Raw genomic sequence first — 2,566 nt, forward strand, 5'->3', positions numbered from 1 at the left:
TCTATCCAATCAGCTCATATATGTAAATTTGATAGCGGCTAATTATAAAGATCGAATGCCCTTAGGGAAAGTAAAAACTGCATTTAAATTAAACTAATTTGCCAAAACACGTTAAACAGCTCATTTTTAACACACTTATGTGTCTAACAAAGCTAAATCAGGCCTCGCTCGGCAAACGAAACACAGGTTTCTCCACCAACAATGATGTGATCGAGCACACTTATGTCGACCAATTGCAGTGCTTGCTGCAATTTATTCGTAATAAGTTTGTCTGCTTGGCTCGGTTCTGCAATACCACTTGGGTGATTATGCGCAAAAATAACAGCGGCTGCATTATTTTTAAGGGCAGCCTTTACCACTTCACGCGGATAAACACTGGCAGAATTAATTGTGCCATAAAAAAGTATTTCGTCTTTTACTAATCTATTTTGGCTATCTAGGTATAACACCATAAATACTTCTTGTTGCAAGCCTCGCATTTGAATTGTTAGATAGTCATAAACTGAGTTTGGCGAATTAAACACTGCATCTCGTTGGCAACGCTCCTGCATATAACGTTGACTTAGCTCTAATACAGCTTGTAGCTGCACATACTTAGCGATCCCTAACCCCTTTTGAGAGCAAAACTCCTCAATACTGGCATTAAACAAATTATGTAGGGTTTTATTTTCATTTAATAGATGCTGAGCCAACTCAATTACATTCATTCCTGGTAACCCTGTTCGTAAAAATATGGCAAGGAGCTCAGCATCAGTAAGCGCTTTAGCTCCTTTCGCGATGAGTTTTTCACGAGGTCGAAGTGAGTTTGGAAGTGAAGTAAGTTGCATTGTTCATCCTTGAGAGGCGAAAGTGTCTTATAAATGTAATGCAAATTTAAAATTTAGCCTGTTATTTCGAATTAAAAAACTTCGCTGTACGGGTAAAGATTTGTTATTTTAAGCCCAATATTTAATAAAAACTGATGAACATTCATGACTAACTTAACAAACAAAAAAATTGTACTAGGTATTACCGGCGGTATTGCAGCTTATAAATGCGCAGAACTCGTTAGGCGATTAAAAGACGCTGGTTGTGAAGTAAAAGTAGTTATGACTGAATCAGCTAAACACTTTATTACACCACTGACCATGCAAGCCGTTAGTGGAGAAACAGTCTCTGACTCATTACTAGACCCTTCTGCCGAAGCTTCAATGGGGCATATTGAATTTGCAAAATGGGCTGACTTAATTTTAGTTGCCCCAGCTACCTGCAATATTATTGCAAAAATGGCAGCCGGCATTGCTGACGACCTACTAACGACGTTACTGCTAGCAACGCCTGCAAAAGTAGCTGTAGCACCTGCCATGAACCAGCAAATGTATGCACACGCAGCTACACAAGCAAATTTAGCCACATTAAAAGCACGTAACGTACTTATTTGGGGCCCAGGTAAAGGTGAGCAAGCGTGTGGTGATATAGGCGCTGGACGCATGTTAGAGCCACATGAGCTAGTTGCGCTATGTATAGCAAAAGAGCAACCGCAATTACTTGCAGGAAAAACAATTACAATAACTGCAGGCCCAACGCGTGAGCCTCTCGATCCGGTACGTTTTATATCAAATCACAGTTCTGGAAAAATGGGTTATGCACTGGCAGAAGCCGCTTTGCAATTCGGTGCTAAAGTTAATTTAATCTCGGGCCCTGTCACTATACAAGCCCCTACTGGCGTAAACCTTATTAATATAGAAAGCGCTGAGGAGCTATTAACTGAGTCACTTACCTATGCATCACAATCTGATGCTTTTATAGGTTGCGCTGCTGTTGCGGATTATCGAGCTGCAAACATTGCGACTCAAAAAATGAAAAAGCAAGGCGACGAACTCACCCTTACTTTAACTAAAAACCCTGACGTAATTGCAGCTATTGCAAACCTTACACAAAACCGCCCCTATACGGTTGGATTTGCCGCCGAAACTCAAAATGTAGAAAGCTATGCTAAAGGTAAACTACAAAATAAAAATCTAGATATGATTTGCGCTAATGACGTATCAAAAAGTGGCTTAGGGTTTAATTCCGATCATAATGCTTTAACACTGTACTGGCACAATGAACAACTAGAATTACCAACAACAAGTAAAGTAGAAATAGCTCGCAAGGTGATCGAACAGCTGGCTAAACATCTATAAAAAGGCTGGAAACAAACTGAATAAAACATTAACATACGCCAATCATTTGAACAAAAAATGACTAGGGTTCTTAACTGCGCCACTAAGAATAACTAATAAAAAGGAATGTTCATGCCTGCGACAAAAAGAAGTAATCGCAAAGAGCAAATACTGCAAGCACTCGCACAAATGTTAGAAACTAATTTAGGACAACGCATCACCACAGCAAAACTAGCTGCTGAGGTGGGTGTGTCTGAAGCCGCGCTATACCGTCATTTTCCGAGCAAGGCGCGTATGTTTGAGGGCTTAATTGAGTTTATTGAAGATACCCTTTTATCTCGTATAAATATTATTATTGAAAACGAAAAAGAAAGCCAAACGCGCATTTATAACATTCTATTATTACTTCTAACCTTTGCTGA

At 39.6% G+C, this 2,566-nt stretch carries 3 protein-coding genes; 2 read left to right on the plus strand and 1 reads right to left on the minus strand.

Annotated features, from left to right (window positions below):
- Positions 1-152: 152 nt before the first annotated feature.
- Positions 153-827, minus strand: coding sequence for a DNA repair protein RadC (radC, locus tag H5072_RS16590; protein ID WP_182694159.1), 675 nt, complete (start codon positions 825-827; stop codon positions 153-155).
- Between the two features lie 144 nt (positions 828-971).
- Between radC and coaBC the strand changes: the two genes are divergently transcribed.
- Complete coding sequence (coaBC, locus tag H5072_RS16595; RefSeq protein ID WP_182694160.1) at positions 972-2,165, plus strand: bifunctional phosphopantothenoylcysteine decarboxylase/phosphopantothenate--cysteine ligase CoaBC; 1,194 nt, start codon at positions 972-974, stop codon at positions 2,163-2,165.
- 111 nt (positions 2,166-2,276) lie between these two features.
- Positions 2,277-2,566: nucleoid occlusion factor SlmA (gene slmA / locus H5072_RS16600; protein WP_182694161.1), on the plus strand; the 290-nt coding region annotated here is incomplete at its 3' end.

It is taken from the genome of Pseudoalteromonas sp. SR45-5 (assembly GCF_014163565.1).
GTDB classification, from domain to species: Bacteria; Pseudomonadota; Gammaproteobacteria; order Enterobacterales; family Alteromonadaceae; genus Pseudoalteromonas; species Pseudoalteromonas distincta.